This is a genomic window from Paenirhizobium naphthalenivorans (assembly GCF_007992095.1).
Taxonomy (GTDB): Bacteria; Pseudomonadota; Alphaproteobacteria; order Rhizobiales; family Rhizobiaceae; genus Allorhizobium; species Allorhizobium naphthalenivorans.
The window spans coordinates 53,507-68,988 of sequence record NZ_BJZP01000012.1 but is presented as its reverse complement, the minus strand read 5'-3'; the positions used below and the strand labels follow the sequence as shown (position 1 = coordinate 68,988).

Here is a 15,482-nt window from a genome sequence, read left to right as displayed (position 1 = left end):
GACAGCCGCGCGGCTTGAGAATGATGGAGCTTAGCGGCTGAGGCTGATCGGCTGCCCGGTATTGGTGGTACCGTCATAGCGCGCGTCGGCGGTCTTGTAGAGACGGCCGAGTACATTGCCGCTACGGTCCTTCAGCACCACCTGCTTGCCGGAGACTTCCCACGACCCCATGGCCGTCAGCGGACCGGCGCAACCGCGCGTACCACCGCGCGAGCCACTGCCAAGATTGGTCAGCGTCAGGAACATATCGCAGGAGGTGCCAGCATTGGAAACCCGCCAATTGCCGACCATGGATTCCTTGGTCAGGTCAAGCGCGGTGGCCGGAGCCACGTCGGCCGCTGCGGTTTGGGTCATTGGTGCGGGTGCGGCCGGAAAATTGGAAGACGCGCCGGGCGGCGGCAGTTGGCCTGACTGAACAGACGGCACAGGCTGCGCCTCGAGCGGAGGAAGTGAAGAAGCGCCAGAGTTGAAGCCGCTGTAGGATGCACGCTGGCAACCCGCCAGAGACAGAAGGATCGCAACGCCCGTCGCCACATGTTTCAACTTCATCATCACACTCCCGGTTGACCGCGTAAGGCCGGTTGTCGTCCCGAAACAAGGCGGAATTATCGCAAAACGCATGCTCGAATCAAGAGACTGGCCAATATACGAAACGGCGGAACCTCCAAAGGAGATCCTCGCCGGTCCGCAATTACATGGGTCACAACCGCTGGAATGCAACCCGCATACCGTTCTTTACGCCGATCAGACGCGGCGCTCGACCATCATCTTCTTGATCTCGGCGATTGCCTTGGCCGGGTTCAGACCCTTCGGGCAGGTCTGCGTACAGTTCATGATCGTGTGGCAGCGATAGAGCCGGAAGGGGTCTTCCAGGTTATCAAGACGTTCGCCGGTCGCCTCGTCGCGGCTGTCGATCAGCCAGCGATAGGCCTGTAGCAGAACGGCTGGACCAAGATAACGATCGCCGTTCCACCAGTAGCTCGGACAGGAGGTCGAGCAGCAGGCGCAAAGGATGCACTCGTACAGACCGTCGAGCTTCAGGCGATCCTCATGGCTCTGCTTCCACTCCTTGGCCGGCGGCGGCGAAACCGTCTTCAGCCATGGCTCGATCGAGCGGTGCTGGGCGTAGAAATTGGTTAGATCCGGCACCAGATCCTTTACCACCGGCATATGCGGCAACGGGTAGACCTTCACCGTGCCGCCAATCTCGTCCATGCCCTTGGTGCAGGCGAGCGTATTGGTGCCGTCGATGTTCATCGCGCAGGAACCGCAAATGCCTTCGCGGCATGAGCGGCGTAGCGTCAGCGTCGGATCGATGTTGTTCTTGATGTACAGAAGACCATCAAGAACCATCGGGCCGCAGTCATCGATGTCGATATAATAGGTATCGATGCGCGGGTTTTGGCCGTCGTCAGGGTTCCAGCGATAGATTCGGTATTCCCGTACGTTCGTGGCACCGGCCGGCTTAGGCCAGACCTTGCCTTCGCTGATCTGCGAGTTTTTGGGAAGAGCGAGTTCAACCATGTCCAGTTCCTCTCCAGATCAATAAACGCGAGCCTTGGGCTCGATCTTGTGCGGATCGATACCTTCGGCGATGAGGTCGGTGTGGACCGGACGGTAGTCGAGCTTCACGTCGCCTGCCTCGGAGACCCAAGCCAGCGTATGCTTACGCCAGTTCTCGTCGTCACGGCCGGCAAACGGGCCGCTGGTGTAATCCTCGCGAGCATGACTGCCACGGCTTTCCTTGCGCGCCTCAGCGCCATAGACCGTGGTGATCGCATTGGCCATCAGGTTATGCAACTCAAGCGTTTCGACCAAGTCGGAATTCCAGATCAACGAGCGGTCGGTGACCTTCACGTCCGGCATTTCCTTCCAGATCGCCGAAATGCGACGGCAGCCGCTTTCCAGTGCTTCCTGGGTGCGGAACACGGCAGCGTCTTCCTGCATGGCGCGCTGCATCTTGTCGCGCAGCACGGCCGTCGGCGTCGAACCGGAGGCATTCCGCAGCCTGTCGAAACGCTCCATGATCTTGTCGCAAGCGGCAATGTCGAGTGCGGGGACCGGCTCCGACTTGTCGATGACCTGTCCGGCGCGAATGGCGGCGGCACGCCCAAAGACGACAAGATCGATCAGTGAGTTGGAGCCAAGGCGGTTCGCACCATGAACCGATGCACAACCCGCCTCGCCAACAGCCATAAGGCCGGGCGCAACGCGTTCCGGGTTCGAGGCATCGGCGTTCAGCACTTCGCCCCAGTAATTGGTCGGAATACCGCCCATGTTGTAGTGGACGGTCGGCAGGACCGGGATCGGCTCGCGGGTCACGTCGACGCCAGCGAAGATCTTCGCCGATTCCGAGATACCCGGCAGGCGCTCGTGTAGAACGGCCGGATCGAGGTGGTCGAGATGCAGGAAGATGTGATCCTTGTTCTTGCCAACACCGCGGCCCTCACGGATTTCCATTGTCATGCAGCGCGAAACGACGTCGCGTGAAGCAAGGTCCTTAGCCGAGGGCGCATAGCGCTCCATGAAGCGCTCGCCTTCGGAATTTACCAGATAACCACCTTCGCCGCGCGCGCCTTCGGTGATCAGACAGCCGGCACCATAGATGCCGGTCGGATGGAACTGCACGAACTCCATGTCCTGAAGCGGTAGGCCGGCGCGGGCAATCATGCCGCCGCCGTCGCCGGTGCAGGTGTGGGCCGAAGTGGCCGAGAAGTAGGCACGGCCATAACCACCAGTCGCCAAAACCACCATCTTGGCGGAAAAGCGATGGATCGTACCGTCATCAAGGTTCCAGGCTACGACACCGGTACAGCGGCCATCCGGCGCCATGATCAGGTCGAGGGCGAAATACTCGATGAAGAATTCCGCATTGTTGCGTAGCGACTGACCATAAAGCGTATGCAGGATGGCATGGCCGGTGCGGTCGGCGGCAGCGCAGGTGCGCTGTACCGGTGGGCCTTCACCGTAGTTCTGCATGTGACCACCGAACGGGCGCTGGTAGATCTTGCCTTCCTCGTTACGCGAGAAGGGCACCCCATAGTGCTCGAGCTCATAGACAGCCTTCGGCGCCTCCATGGCGAGATACTGCATGGCATCGACGTCGCCGAGCCAGTCGGAGCCCTTGACGGTGTCATAAAGGTGCCACTGCCAACAGTCAGGCGTCATATTGGTGAGCGAAGCGGCAATACCGCCCTGCGCCGCGACCGTATGTGAGCGAGTCGGGAAGACCTTGGTGATGCAGGCGGTCTTGAAGCCCTGCTCGGCCATGCCGAGGGTGGCGCGCAAACCTGCGCCGCCAGCACCGACGACGACCACGTCGTAAGAGTGATCGACATACTTGTATGCCTTGCCGTTCTGGGCGGGAGAGTTGATCGGTGCCATGGGGAATTATCCTACGAATGCGATCTTCAGAAGGGCGAAGAGACAGAGCCCGGCAATCAGGATCGCGAAGAACATGTTGAGCATCAGCAAGGCGATCTTGACCAGCTCGGCGTGGACATAATCCTCGATGATGACCTGCATACCGAGCTTCATGTGAATGACGCCGGAGATGACCACCAGCCCCATAACCACAGCGACGACCGGATTGGCAAGCGCGCCGACGACATCCGCATAGGGAGCGCCGCCGTAGCATACCAGGAAGCCGATGAAGAAGAGGATGAGCGGAATATTGGCAACAGCCGTGACCCTCTGACGCCAGAAGTGATCCGTACCTTCCTTTGCCGAACCGAGACCGCGGACCTTACCAAGTGGAGTGCGCATATCCATGTTCGTGATCCTCAGCGTACAGCGTAGGCGATTGCCCACACAAGAACGGTCAACACCAGCGAACCGATGATGTTGATCTTGGCGAGCTTGGTGGAAAAATGCTTGTCGAAGCCGTAGCCGACATCCCACATCAAGTGGCGGAGGCCGCCAAGCATGTGATGCAGCAGAGCCCAGGTGTAGCCGAGCAGCACGAGCCGACCGATGATCGTCCCCATGAACCAGCTGACCCAGTCAAAATAGGCTGCGCCCGTCGATGCGGCGATCAGCCACCAAGCGACCAGGATCGTGCCGAAGTAGAGTGCGGCCCCGGTAATACGATGCAGGATCGACATCACCATGGTGGGGATCGGCTTGTAGATTTGCAGATGCGGCGACAAGGGCCGGTTATTTGTCAGATTCGCCATCAGGACCTCGCGGCGTTTCAATGCGTTCCGAATTTTCGGACATCCTCCGGGCAATGCTTGAAAACCCACGTGTGGGTGCATTGCATCAATTGCGACGTTTAATCGCCGAAATGACCGACGACAAGCCCATTCGCCCGTCGATTTGAATTTAATCGATTGGGATGAATAGAACTTTATGCCAAATCGCAGGATTTGCTGCGGGCTCGCGAAAAAATCGTAACGACCCATGACTTTACCGGGAAAGTCTGGCATTGTGGCCTTAACCTTTTGTTAACCACTCGCGATTTTGACGGAAAGGCATCTATGGTCATACGTCCTTCCCGCACCGGATTGCTGGTTGCAGTCGCAACATCACTGCTTTTCGCTTCGAGCGCGCATGGCAATGATTATAGAGACGCGGTTGTCGGTGGTGCAGGGCTTCCGTCGGTTGTTCCGGGCATTGGCACATTCGCCGGATCTATCTCGGCTGTGCGCGTCCGCGGCACGGGGATCTATTTCGCCATCGAAGGTTCCCGCCGCAAGATGATTACCTATCGCCCGCCGGTGGCGAAAATCATCGAGGTTGGCGCAGATATGGAGAATAGCGCCTGTTCGTTTGAAGCCGGCGTCTGCGTCATCCGTCCCAGGTGAGAAAGCCGGTCAGCGAAACAGCCAGACCGTCGTCTTCTTGATTTCGCTATCCTCGAGAACCCTTGTCACGGGCACTTCATAGGTAGCCAGCGGCTCCAGCCGTTCCGTCGGACGGTAGCTGCGGCCTGGATCGCCGGCCAGCACCCGCGTCCCAGCCGCCGTCAGGCGACCGAACCATTCCGCCAAGGCATCGGAAAAATCGCGATCGTAGAACACGTCGCCGGCCAGGATAATATTCGTGTCGATCGGAACACCAATCAGATTGTCGGAGAGGAACTCGATTTCAACACCGTTTTCCGCCGCATTGAGACGTACGGCCGTTCCTGCCCAAGGATCGATATCAACGGCGATGACTTCGGCAGCACCGGCAAGTTTCGCCGCAATCGCCACCAATCCGGAACCCGTGGCAAAATCGAGCACGCGCTTGCCGCGCACTTCCTCGGGGTGATCGAGAACATAGCGGGCAAGACCCTGCCCGCCCGCCCAGGCGAAAGCCCAGAACGGCGGCGGTAGACCAATGGCGTCAAGGTCCTCTTCCGTCTTGAGCCAGAGGTCATGAACCTCGCTCGCCAGCCGGAGCCGTATTTCCGGCACGTGCGGCGGCGCCATCAGGCTGGTGTTTTTACGGATGAAGGCCTCTGGATCGGTATTCAAGCCACCTCCTCAGCGCGGTGGATTCTCGAGCCCGCCCATACGGCAGACTTCGAGATATTCCTCTTCCGTCACCGGCTGCACCGAGAGGCGCATCGAGGTGACGAGTGCCATACCGGCGAGCTTCGGATTGGCCTTGACGTCCTTCAGCGTGACGGGTCTTGGCATATCGCACACAGCGCGGATGTCGACGCAATCCCAGCGGGCATCGCCCTCGGCTGTCGAATCCGGATGAGAAAGGGCACAGACCTCGACGATTCCGACGACCTCCAGCCCCTCGTTCGAATGATAGAAGAAGCCTTTGTCGCCGATCTGCATGGCCCGCATGTTGTTACGCGCGAGATAGTTGCGAACGCCCGTCCACTCCTCGCCAACGTCACCCTTGGCCTTCTGCATTTCCCAGGACCATTTGAAGGGTTCTGACTTGTAGAGCCAAAATGCCATGTCCGCCTCAGGCCTCCGGATTGTTGAAGATCCAGTTGTAAGGCTTGATTTCAACATCAGCGAAGAGGCCGGCGCCAGCATAGGGGTCCTGCGCGGCAACAGCCTTGGCCGCGCCGAGATCATCGGCAGCGATCAGCAGCATCGAACCACAGGGCTTGCCATCCTCATCGAGGAACGGCCCGCCGATCTTCAGCGTGCCGGCGGCGTTCAGGCCGTTCAACCACTCGACATGGGCCGGGCGGGTTTCCATCCGGACGTTCAGGTGCCCGGGCTTGTCGGTGCAGATCACGGCAAACAGCATGTTCTCATTTCTCCTTGGTTGTTCGACGCTTGTCACTCGGTGGTGATCGGACGCGACATCAGTTGCTCAATGGCCGTCGGAATATCGAGGTTGCCCTCGATGACCAGGGCGACGGCATCGGTGATCGGCATGCTGACCTCCAGCCCTTCGGCAAGGCGGGAGGCGACAGCAGCGGCAAAGGCGCCCTCGACCAACTGGCCGCGTGAGAAGTCGATCGGCTCGCCGCGCCCCAGCGAAATGCCGAAGCGCAGGTTACGCGATTGGTGACTGGTGGCCGTGAGGACCAGATCCCCAAGACCGGAAAGACCGCGCACCGTGTCCGCCTTGCCGCCCATGGCCGCGACCAGCCGTGACATTTCAGCCAAGCCTCGGGCAATCAGCGCGGCGCGGGCCGAATCGCCGAGCCCCATGCCTTCGACGATGCCGCAGGCGATCGCCAGGACGTTTTTCAAAGCACCGCCGAGTTGTACGCCGATCCGGTCGCCAGAGGCGTAGAGCCGGAAGGTACGACCGGAAATGGCATGCGCCAGCATTTCAGCAACAGAAAGATCGGCAGCGGCGATCGCCATGGCGGTCGGCAACCCCTTGGCAATATCAGCGGCAAAGCCCGGCCCGGAAAGCGCTGCAACCGGATGATGCGGCAAGGCTTCTTCGAGTACGTCGGTGAGCAGCCGGGTTGAACTCCGGTCTATTCCCTTGGCGCAAGTGACCACGGTCGCGCCATCGCGCAGATACGGTCCATATTGGGCGGTCGCGTCAATCTGGGACTGCGACGGCATGGCGAAGAGCACAATGCCCGCCGTCGAGATCACGTCCAGATCCGAGGAAAACACCAAGCCGTCCGGCAGCCGGATACCCGGCAGCGCCGCCTCGTGCACCCGCGTCGACTGCAAGTCGGCGATCAACGTTGCGTCGCGGCCAACAAGCACCGTCTCAAGCCGGCCCTCGGATGCCATGACGGCCGCAAGCGCGGTGCCGAAAGCACCCGATCCGATGACGGCGATCCGTTCCCTGTCGCTCATGCCTTAGCTCCCCGCTTGCCATAGGCGAGCAGAGCCTGCGCGCCCGCATCCAGCGGCCAGCGCGAACGCGGCTGCACATCGAGCGCGTCTGCCGGCATGCCGAGAGCCATACGCTCGAGGCCCGCCCAGGCAATCATCACCGCATTGTCGGTGCAAAGCCCAAGTGGTGGTGCCACGAAGCGGAAACCATGCCGGTCGCACAGCGATTGCAACGTGCGGCGTAGTTCCTGATTGGCGGCAACCCCGCCGGCCACCACGAGAGCCGGCATGCTGTCACCCTGCGGAAACTCCGTCAGAAATCGCAACAGCCCACGCCCGATCCGGTCGTCGAGCGTGCGCGATATCGCCCGCTGGAATGACGCGCAAATGTCAGAGATATCCTGGCCACTCACCGGCTCTATGCTCTCGGCCGCCTGACGGACCGCCGTTTTCAGGCCGGAAAAGGAGAAATCAAGCCGCGTCTCTCCAACCAGCGGCCGCGGAAAATTGAACCGCTGCGCATCACCCTTCGCCGCCGCCCTCTCGACTTCAGGACCGCCTGGATAGGGCAGACCGAGCAGCTTGGCGGTCTTGTCGAATGCCTCGCCCAGCGCGTCGTCGATCGTCGTACCCCAGCGCTGGTAGTCGCCGATGCCGCGCACCAGCACCAACTGGGTATGACCACCGGAAACGAGCAGCATAAGGTAGGGGAAGGTGAGATTGTCGGTGAGCCGCACCGTCAGCGCATGACCTTCAAGGTGGTTGATCGCGTAGAGCGGCTTACCCGTCGCCCGCGCGATCGCCTTGCCGGTCATCAGGCCGACAAGCAACCCGCCGATCAGACCGGGGCCGGCAGTCGCGGCAATCGCATCGATATCGGAGAGCGTCGTCCCGGCACGGACCAGCGCCTCCTCGATCAGACTGTCGAGCGCATCGACATGCGCGCGCGCCGCGATCTCCGGCACGACGCCACCATAGGCACTGTGCTCGTCGAGTTGGCTCAAGACAACATCGGCCTCGATCAGACCGCTGCCGTCCTCGAAGCGCGAAACGACCGCTGCGGCCGTTTCGTCACAGCTGGTCTCAATGCCGAGTATGCGTAGTTTGGAGCCCATTTGCCCTGTTCATTGATTGCGATGGCGGTGAAACCGGTCTACGAGGTCTGTCGGTAACAACGGATCAGATCGGATGCAAACAAAACCTTTCCGCATCGGCACACGTGGCAGCCCTCTGGCGCTCGCGCAAGCCTATGAGACCCGCGACCGTCTGATGGCAGCCCATGGCCTGACCGAAGATATGTTCGAGGTTGTCGTTCTCTCGACGCAAGGCGACCGTGTCACCGATCGCCCCTTGGCTGAACTCGGCGGCAAGGGCTTGTTCACCGAAGAGATCGAGGCGCAATTGCGTTCCGGCGATCTGGATCTGGCCGTTCACTCTTCCAAGGACATGCCGACCAAACTGCCGGACGGCCTTTTCCTATCCGCCTTCCTGCCGCGCGAAGATGTCCGTGACGCCTTCATCGGCAAGACAACGCCAAAACTGACCGAACTGCCGCTTGGCGCCACGGTCGGCTCCGCCTCGCTGCGCCGCCAGGCCCTGATCCGTCGCCTGCGTCCAGATCTCAAAGTCATCACCTTTCGGGGACAGGTCGATACCCGACTAAGGAAGCTGGCCGAGGGCCAGGCTGACGGCACATTGCTGGCCTATGCCGGCCTCCGGCGCCTGGGCAAGCTGGACGTGCCGACCGAACTGCTTGATCCGAAGGACTTCCCCCCGGCGCCGGCCCAGGGTGCCATCTGCATCGAAACCCGGGTCGACGACGACCGGATAAACGCTCTCTTGGCAACGATCAACGATCGCACGACCTCCGACGCGGTAACTTGCGAGCGCGCTTTTCTCGCCGCACTCGATGGCTCTTGCCGGACACCGATCGCCGGCCTTGCCATTTGTGACGACGACCGACTCTCCTTCTCCGGCATGATCCTGACCCCGGACGGCTCGCGTCATCATGAGATCAACATGGAAGGCGCCCGCAGTGAAGCCGCACGGATCGGACGCGCCGCCGGTGAGGCGGTACGCGCCAAGGCTGGTCCCGATTTCTTTTCCAGCTGGAGCTAGGCCATGCGCGTTCTTGTAACGCGCCCCGAACCGGCGGCAAGCCGAACTGCCGCCGAACTCAGGCGGCGCGGTCACGCCCCCCTGCTCCTGCCGCTCGCCGCTGCCGAGTACGACAGCGACGCCTTGAGAACGGCCCTTGCGCGTCCTCACGCTGCAATCGCAGTCACCAGCGCCGAGGCCTTGCGCGCCCTGGCGACCCTGCCCGATTATCCGGCAGCCTACATGGATACGGCCTGCTTTGCTGTGGGTGAGAAGACGGGTGATGCCGCACGCAAACTGGGATTTAGCAAAGTCTTTACCGGAAATAGTGACGGAACGGCCCTTGCCCGGCTGATCATGGAGCAAGTCGGCGAAGCCGCCTCCGTGGATCGCCCTGTTCTATACCTCGCCGGAAGCCCCCGCGCCGCAAGCTTCGAAACCGAACTCAAAGCGCTGACCATGCCCTTCGAGGTCTGCGAGTGCTATCGGATGCGGCCTCTTGCACCGTCTTCATCGGAAATTGGAGAGCTTCTCGGCAAAGGCAGCATCGATGTCGCGCTGCTCTATTCGAGCGAGAGTGCACACCGTCTGTTCGATCAGACGCTGTTAGCGGTCGATCCGGACCGTTTCTCCAACACCCGTTTTCTCTGCCTGAGCGAGAAAGTCGCCGCTGCCGTTCCCGAAGTCTACAGCCAGAGAACACAGGCAGCGCCGGTCCCGACGGAGGCCTCGCTCCTCTCACTACTCTAAGGTCGAGGGCCAAATTTGATCTTCGCCCTTTCCTTCCCCCTTCCGACTGACTAGTTTTAGCGGACCGCAGGGAAATGAAGAGGTTGACATGGTTTCCGGAAAGCCACCCCGCCGCTCGAAGTCGCCGAAGGACCCGGTCATCATCGACCTGACGGCCGAGGCGACCGACAGTGAGGCCACGGCACAGCCTCAAAGCAACGGCTCAGAGGCACCTGAGAGCGAACCGACTTCCTCCACCGTCGAGACGCCTGTAGATCAGCCTTCCGAAGTGACCGGTGAGCCCATGCCAGCGGTCTCGGAAGAAATCGTTGATGCCGAGGCCCCCACATCCGAGCCGGAAGCCGGCACCGAACCGCCGCCGAAAACCGTAGAACAGCCTGCGCCGCGCGCGGCTAACTCGTCGGCGAAAGCCGGACCGGCTTTGCCGGTCCTGATCGCCGCAGGTATTTTCGGCGGCCTGATTGCCTTGGCCGCCGCCGGCAGCATGCAATATGCGGGTTACCTGCCAGCAGCGGCACCCGAAGCCACAACTCCGGCAGATACGTCCGGTCTGTCAGTCGAAATCGAAACCCTGAAGGCGCAGCTTGCCGGTATTGCCACAGCACCCGCCCCAACCGCTGACCCCCGTCTAGAAGAGCGGCTGACGGCGCTGGAAGAGGCGATGGCCAACCCGGCTAGCCCGGCAACAGATACTACCGCGCTCGATGAATTGCGCCAGAGGCTGGCCCAGAACGATGAAACGCTGGCCGCCCTGAAGGACGAGATTGCCAACAATGCGACCGCGCTTGGCGAAACTGAGACTCGCCTGACCGAACGCCTTGCGGCGGCCGAGAAGAAGCTCGACGAGCCCCGTACCGACGTCGAGATGGCCAAAGCGATTGCGCTGACCGCCCTGAAGTCCGCAACGGAGCGCGGCGGTCCCTTCATGGCCGAGCTCGACGCCCTGGCCAGCATCGCGCCCGACGATCCGGCAATCGAGGGCCTGCGCCCGTATGCCGCGACAGGCGTCGCATCGCGCGCCGAACTGGTGCGCAAGTTCGGCAATGTCGCCGATAAGGTGCTGGCGGCGATCCACCAACCCGATCCGAACGAAGGCATCGGCCAGCGCCTGCTGTCGAGTGCATTCTCGGTGATCAAGGTCCGTCCGGTTGGCAATGTCGAAGGCGCAAGCCCGGAGGCGATTCTCGCTCGCATGCAGGACAAGTTGCAGAACGGCGACCTGAAAGGGGCGGCGCTCGAGTGGGAGAGCCTACCGGAAGCCGGAAAGGCCGTTTCCACCGACTACGTGTCGACGCTCATGACCCGTATTGAAATCGAGACGCTGGTCGGCGACGCGCTCGCTGCCGTCATCAGCGGCAAGCAGGGCTGAGGAAGCAAACCCATGCTGAGAATTCTGTTCTTCATCCTCACCATCCTCATCCTCGGCTTCGGCTTTGCCTGGCTCGCCGATCGACCCGGTTCCCTGTCGATTCTCTGGCAGGGCCAGTTGATCGAAATGAGCCTTATGGTGGCGGCCTCGATCGTGCTTATGATCGTCGCGACCGTCATGATCCTCTGGTGGTTTATCCGCGTCCTGTGGACCTCACCGCATTCCGCTCGGCGCTACTTCCGCGCCCGTACCCGTGACCGCGGCTACCAAGCACTGTCGACTGGCCTCATCGCCGCCGGTGCCGGCAATGCGGCGCTGGCTCACAAGATGAGCGCGCGGGCCCGGGGCTTGCTGCGCGCCGACCAAGAACCACTCATCCTGGTGCTCGAAGCCCAGACAGCCGTGATCGAAGGCCGTCACGACGAGGCACGACGTCTGTTCCAGCAAATGGCGGAGGATCCGGAAACTTGCGAACTGGGGCTGCGTGGCCTCTACGTCGAAGCCAACCGGCTTGGCGCACATGAGGCAGCCCGCCAATACGCCGAAACGGCAGCAGAGACCGCGCCTTATCTGCCCTGGGCCGCCAAGGCGACGCTGGAATACCGTTGTAGCGTCGGCAACTGGGATGATTCGATCCGCCTGCTCGACCAGCAGCGGGTCGCGCATGTGTTGAACCGGGCCGAGGCCGAGCGCCTCAAGGCGGTGCTTCTGACGGCGAAGGCCGGGGACCAATTGGAAAGCGAGCCAACAGCCGCCCGCGACAACGCGCTGCAGGCCCTGAAACTTGTGAAGGACCTCGTTCCGGCGGCCATCGTCGCAGCCAAGGCCTATCTGCGCGAGAATAACCTGCGCAAGGCCTCAAGCGTGCTGGAGCAGGTCTGGAAGCTCAATCCGCATCCGGAAATCGCCAAGGCCTACCTGCATGCCCGCGGTGGCGACAGCGCCACGGACAGGTTGAAGCGAGCCGAGCGGCTGGAATCGCTGCGCACCAGCAATGTTGAATCGCTGATGATCGTTGCGGAGGCGGCCCTCGATGCGCAGGACTTCAAGAAAGCCCGCACCAAGGCGGAGGCGGCCGCCCGGATGGATTCGCGCGAGCGCGTCTACCTGCTGCTTGCCGATATTGAGGAGGCCGAGACCGGCGATCAGGGTCGCATTCGTCACTGGATGGCGCAAGCGCTCAAGGCCGGCCGTGATCCCGCCTGGGTCGCCGACGGCTTTGTCTCAGACACGTGGCTTCCGCTGTCGCCGGTCACCGGACGGCTCGACGCCTTTGAATGGAAGGTGCCCTTCGATCAGTTGGAAGGTCCGATCGAGGACGGTGCGCTCGACAGTGCCGCCATTGCTCTCGAAACCCTGCCGCCAGTCAGCACCGTGGAAACACAACAGGCCTCCTTGGCACCGGAGCAGCCACGCGCTCCCGTGTCCATTGTGGATGAGCGCCCTGCCCAGGTCGCCCCGGATAAGATGGCCAAGCCGGTCACCGCCAGCCCACCCGCTCGGAAAGTGAAGCCCGAGCCGAGCCCGGAGCCATTTTTCGGACGGCCGCCGGACGATCCGGGTGTCCGCGAAGGCGGGCAGGCACCGGCCGACCAGAAAACTCGACTGAAACTCTTCTGAGGAGGTGACATGCTGGACCGATTGCAGTCCTTCTTCCAGAGCCTGACCCAATTCAGGCCGCAGCCGGCCTTCGCGCCGAATGATCCACGCATCGCGGTAGCCGCTCTGTGCCTGCAAGTCATGGAAGCGGACGGGGTCGTGCATGATGCGGAGCAGGTCAAGCTGCGGTCGCTTTTGCGAGAGCAATATGCGCTCGATGAAAATGCCCTTGATGCGCTGTTGGCGGAGAGCCGCAAGGCTGAAAGCGAGGCGGTCGACTATTTTCGCTTCACATCGGAACTGAAGCGCACGCTGGATGAAAGCCAGCGCCAGCAACTCGTCGGCGTCCTGTGGGACATTGTCTATGCCGATGGAAACCGCAGCGAAATGGAGGATCATGCGATCTGGCGGATCGCCGACCTTCTTGGCGTGTCGGCGCGCGACCGGGTACATGAGCGGCAGGAAGCCCTGGCACGCGCCGGCCTCAAGGGCGACGGCGATGCTTGACGATCCGTCCCGACGCCGAGACCGCCTGCCCGTCCTGATTGTGCTCCATCAGGAAAGGTCAAGCGCGGGTCGCGTGGGCCAGATGCTGATCGAGAAGGGCTTTCCCCTGGATATCCGCCGCCCGGTTCTCGGCGATCGCCTGCCGGGCACGCTCGAAGCGCATTCCGGCGCCGTCGTGTTCGGTGGCCCAATGAGCGCCAATGATCCAGACGCGTTTGTAAAGGCCGAGACCGACTGGCTTGCGGTTCCGCTTAAGGAGAACAAACCGTTCCTCGGCATATGCCTCGGCGCGCAGATGTTGGTTCGCCATCTCGGCGGAAAGGTCGAGGCAGACCCCGAGGGTCGTGTCGAAATCGGCTGGTATCCGATGCGCCCGACCGAACACGGGCGCATGCTGATGCCTCACTGGCCGAAAATGGTCTACCACTTCCATCGCGAGGGCTTCGACCTACCGCATGGCTGTCAGCTGCTCGCCGCTGGCGACGTCTACCGCAACCAGGCGATCCGCTACGGGGACAATGCCTGGGGCTTGCAGTTCCATGCCGAACTCACCCGCGCGATGATGCAGCGCTGGGTCGTGCATGGTGCGCATCGCTTCATCATGCCGAATGCCCAGCAGGGCCGCGATCATCTGGAAGGCCGGATGATTTTCGACGCGCCGCTGAAAGCCTGGCTATCCGAATTCCTCGACCTGGTCTTCCTCAAGGTTGATCACTTCTCCTGAGTGTTGGGGGCGTCCAGACTGTCGATCTTCCGCAATTGCGGGAAACCGAGCGCCCAGAGCACAGCGACGGCGAGCGTTCCCGCACCACCGATGACCACAGCCGGAACCGGTCCGACCAGGTACGCCATCGTGCCAGCGCGGAATTCGCCGAGTTCGTTCGAGGCGCCGACGAAAACCATATTCACGGCATTGACGCGGCCACGCACCTCGTCCGGCGTCCACAGCGCGATCAGCGTCTCGCGAACGTAGACCGAGGCCATGTCGGCCGCCCCCATCAACATCAGGGCGGCGATCGAGATCCAGGCTGTTTGGGAAAGCCCGAACAGGATCGTTCCGGCGCCAAAGAGCGCAACGCCGATGAACATGAACAGCCCGGCGTTGTGACGGATCGGAAAGCTTGCAAGCGCCACGGCAACCATGATCGCGCCGATGCCGGGCGCCGCACGCAGCAGACCGAGGCCCAGCGGACCGAGTGTCAGGATGTCGCGTGCGAAGACCGGCATCAGCGCGACCGCGCCGCCGAGCAGTACCGCGAAGAGATCAAGCGAGATCGCCCCTAGCACCACCTTCTCCGAGAAGATAAAGCGGAAGCCGGCAAGGATTGTCCCCCAGGAGACTGCCTTGGATGCACTGCGCTGGGCCGGCTTTGCCACCATGAAAACAAGAATGGCAGCGGCAATAAAAAAGGTGAAGGACACCGAATAAGCGAGCGTAGCGTTGAAGCCATAGAGGAGGCCACCCGCAACCGGCCCGACGATCGACGCCGTTTGCCAAGAGGATGAATTCCACGCGACCGCATTGCCGAGATCTGCCTGCGGCACGAGATTGGGCGCCAGCGACTGGACGGCCGGCGCGTTGAAGGCGCGCTCGACGCCAAAAACCACAAGGATGGCGAAAACGATCAGGGGATCGAACGCGTCAAACACCGTAAGAAGCAGCATGGCTCCGCCACAAAGAGCACTGACAACCATACAAATCGCGACAATCGCGCGGCGATTATAGCGGTCAGCGATAGAACCGGTGACCAGAATCAGGAACAGCGACGGCAAGAACTGCACAAGGCCGATCAGGCCGAGATAGAGGGTGCTGCCCGTCTCATCATACATCTGCCAGCCAACCGACACGGAGAGGATCTGGGTGGCGAAAGCGCCAAGGAAGCGGGCGAAGAAGAAACGGGTATAGGAGACATGCCGGAAGGCGGCGAAACGATCGCCGGACGAGGTTAAAGCCATCT

Annotated in this window: 17 protein-coding genes and 1 pseudogene; 7 read left to right on the top strand and 11 right to left on the bottom strand. The window is 61.8% G+C overall.

The window, feature by feature from the left end; all coding sequences use genetic code 11:
- Positions 1 to 30 precede the first annotated feature (30 nt).
- The 5 genes from RNA01_RS13320 to sdhC form a co-directional block, all read right to left on the bottom strand.
- Positions 31 to 549 (bottom strand): protease inhibitor Inh/omp19 family protein, encoded by a 519-nt coding sequence (locus RNA01_RS13320; RefSeq protein WP_147180705.1) that lies wholly within the window; start codon positions 547 to 549, stop codon positions 31 to 33.
- A 195-nt stretch (positions 550 to 744) separates the two neighbouring features.
- Positions 745 to 1,524, bottom strand: a complete 780-nt coding sequence (locus RNA01_RS13315; protein WP_147180704.1) for a succinate dehydrogenase iron-sulfur subunit — start codon at positions 1,522 to 1,524, stop codon at positions 745 to 747.
- 18 nt (positions 1,525 to 1,542) lie between these two features.
- Positions 1,543 to 3,384 carry a succinate dehydrogenase flavoprotein subunit gene (gene sdhA, locus RNA01_RS13310; protein WP_147180703.1) on the bottom strand — a complete coding sequence of 614 codons (1,842 nt, stop codon included), beginning with the start codon at positions 3,382 to 3,384 and terminating at the stop codon, positions 1,543 to 1,545.
- Between the two features lie 6 nt (positions 3,385 to 3,390).
- Positions 3,391 to 3,771, bottom strand: a complete 381-nt coding sequence (gene sdhD / locus RNA01_RS13305) for a succinate dehydrogenase, hydrophobic membrane anchor protein (protein WP_147180702.1) — start codon at positions 3,769 to 3,771, stop codon at positions 3,391 to 3,393.
- An 11-nt stretch (positions 3,772 to 3,782) separates the two neighbouring features.
- Entirely contained in the window at positions 3,783 to 4,175 is a 393-nt protein-coding gene (sdhC, locus tag RNA01_RS13300) for a succinate dehydrogenase, cytochrome b556 subunit (RefSeq protein WP_147180701.1), read from the bottom strand.
- A 303-nt stretch (positions 4,176 to 4,478) separates the two neighbouring features.
- Here sdhC and RNA01_RS13295 point away from each other — a divergent pair, with 303 nt between their 5' ends.
- On the top strand, positions 4,479 to 4,805 hold the full coding sequence (locus RNA01_RS13295) for a hypothetical protein (RefSeq protein WP_147180700.1): 327 nt from the start codon (positions 4,479 to 4,481) through the stop codon (positions 4,803 to 4,805).
- 9 nt (positions 4,806 to 4,814) lie between these two features.
- On the opposite strand, the pseudogene RNA01_RS13290 reads toward RNA01_RS13295, so the two are convergent.
- The 5 genes and pseudogenes from RNA01_RS13290 to tsaD form a co-directional block, all read right to left on the bottom strand.
- Positions 4,815 to 5,517, bottom strand: a pseudogene (locus tag RNA01_RS13290) (class I SAM-dependent methyltransferase).
- The gene (locus RNA01_RS13285; protein WP_147180698.1) at positions 5,469 to 5,900 is read right to left on the bottom strand and encodes an EVE domain-containing protein; all 432 of its coding nucleotides are present in this window, start codon (positions 5,898 to 5,900) and stop codon (positions 5,469 to 5,471) included. The pseudogene RNA01_RS13290 and the gene RNA01_RS13285 overlap by 49 nt, the downstream one beginning before the upstream one ends.
- Positions 5,901 to 5,907: 7 nt before the next feature.
- Positions 5,908 to 6,201: a YciI-like protein gene (locus RNA01_RS13280; RefSeq protein WP_147180697.1), complete on the bottom strand. Its 294-nt coding sequence runs from the start codon at positions 6,199 to 6,201 to the stop codon at positions 5,908 to 5,910.
- Between the two features lie 32 nt (positions 6,202 to 6,233).
- On the bottom strand, positions 6,234 to 7,223 hold the full coding sequence (locus tag RNA01_RS13275; RefSeq protein ID WP_147180696.1) for an NAD(P)H-dependent glycerol-3-phosphate dehydrogenase: 990 nt from the start codon (positions 7,221 to 7,223) through the stop codon (positions 6,234 to 6,236).
- Complete coding sequence (tsaD, locus tag RNA01_RS13270) at positions 7,220 to 8,317, bottom strand: tRNA (adenosine(37)-N6)-threonylcarbamoyltransferase complex transferase subunit TsaD (protein WP_147180695.1); 1,098 nt, start codon at positions 8,315 to 8,317, stop codon at positions 7,220 to 7,222. Before tsaD ends, RNA01_RS13275 begins: the two co-directional genes overlap by 4 nt.
- Before the next feature lie 73 nt (positions 8,318 to 8,390).
- Here tsaD and hemC point away from each other — a divergent pair, with 73 nt between their 5' ends.
- From hemC to RNA01_RS13240, 6 genes are all read left to right on the top strand, one after another.
- Complete coding sequence (gene hemC, locus RNA01_RS13265; RefSeq protein WP_147180694.1) at positions 8,391 to 9,320, top strand: hydroxymethylbilane synthase; 930 nt, start codon at positions 8,391 to 8,393, stop codon at positions 9,318 to 9,320.
- A 3-nt stretch (positions 9,321 to 9,323) separates the two neighbouring features.
- Positions 9,324 to 10,049 (top strand): uroporphyrinogen-III synthase, encoded by a 726-nt coding sequence (locus RNA01_RS13260; RefSeq protein ID WP_147180693.1) that lies wholly within the window; start codon positions 9,324 to 9,326, stop codon positions 10,047 to 10,049.
- An 88-nt stretch (positions 10,050 to 10,137) separates the two neighbouring features.
- The gene (locus tag RNA01_RS13255; protein ID WP_147180692.1) at positions 10,138 to 11,418 is read left to right on the top strand and encodes a COG4223 family protein; all 1,281 of its coding nucleotides are present in this window, start codon (positions 10,138 to 10,140) and stop codon (positions 11,416 to 11,418) included.
- Positions 11,419 to 11,430: 12 nt separating this feature from the next.
- On the top strand, positions 11,431 to 13,038 hold the full coding sequence (locus tag RNA01_RS13250) for a heme biosynthesis protein HemY (RefSeq protein WP_147180691.1): 1,608 nt from the start codon (positions 11,431 to 11,433) through the stop codon (positions 13,036 to 13,038).
- A 9-nt stretch (positions 13,039 to 13,047) separates the two neighbouring features.
- The gene (locus tag RNA01_RS13245; RefSeq protein ID WP_147180690.1) at positions 13,048 to 13,524 is read left to right on the top strand and encodes a tellurite resistance TerB family protein; all 477 of its coding nucleotides are present in this window, start codon (positions 13,048 to 13,050) and stop codon (positions 13,522 to 13,524) included.
- On the top strand, positions 13,517 to 14,248 hold the full coding sequence (locus tag RNA01_RS13240; protein WP_147180689.1) for a glutamine amidotransferase: 732 nt from the start codon (positions 13,517 to 13,519) through the stop codon (positions 14,246 to 14,248). Before RNA01_RS13245 ends, RNA01_RS13240 begins: the two co-directional genes overlap by 8 nt.
- Here the strand turns inward: RNA01_RS13240 and RNA01_RS13235 are convergent.
- Entirely contained in the window at positions 14,236 to 15,480 is a 1,245-nt protein-coding gene (locus tag RNA01_RS13235) for an MFS transporter (RefSeq protein WP_147180688.1), read from the bottom strand. The two genes, RNA01_RS13240 and RNA01_RS13235, sit on opposite strands and share 13 nt — an antisense overlap.
- Positions 15,481 to 15,482: the final 2 nt, after the last annotated feature.